At 53.4% G+C, this 423-nt stretch carries 1 protein-coding gene; it reads left to right on the top strand.

The features are described from left to right. Positions 1–19: 19 nt before the first annotated feature. Positions 20–423 (top strand): transcriptional regulator ArgR (gene argR / locus M3175_RS26125; RefSeq protein WP_251524624.1); only part of this gene is annotated, 404 nt, incomplete at its 3' end.

Genomic DNA, 423 nt, shown 5'->3' with positions numbered 1-423 from the left:
ACCATAATCTGGGTGACTTATGCGAAGTTCGGCAAAACAAGAAGAACTGGTTAAAGCGTTTAAAGCGCTGCTTAAAGAAGAGAAATTCAGCTCGCAGGGAGAGATCGTCCAGGCGCTGCAGGAAGAGGGCTTCGAGAATATCAACCAATCGAAGGTTTCCCGCATGCTCACCAAATTTGGCGCGGTACGTACCCGTAACGCCAAAATGGAAATGGTCTATTGCTTGCCTGCCGAGCTTGGGGTACCGACCACCTCCAGCCCGCTGAAGAATTTGGTGCTGGATATCGACTATAACGATGCCGTAGTGGTGATTCATACCAGCCCCGGCGCCGCGCAGCTGATCGCCCGTCTTCTCGACTCGCTGGGCAAAGCGGAAGGCATTCTTGGCAGTATCGCCGGGGATGACACCATCTTTACCACGCC

The organism is Robertmurraya korlensis, assembly GCF_023715225.1.
GTDB lineage: Bacteria > Bacillota > Bacilli > Bacillales > Cytobacillaceae > Robertmurraya_A.
This window is presented reverse-complemented; position numbering and strand designations above follow the sequence as displayed.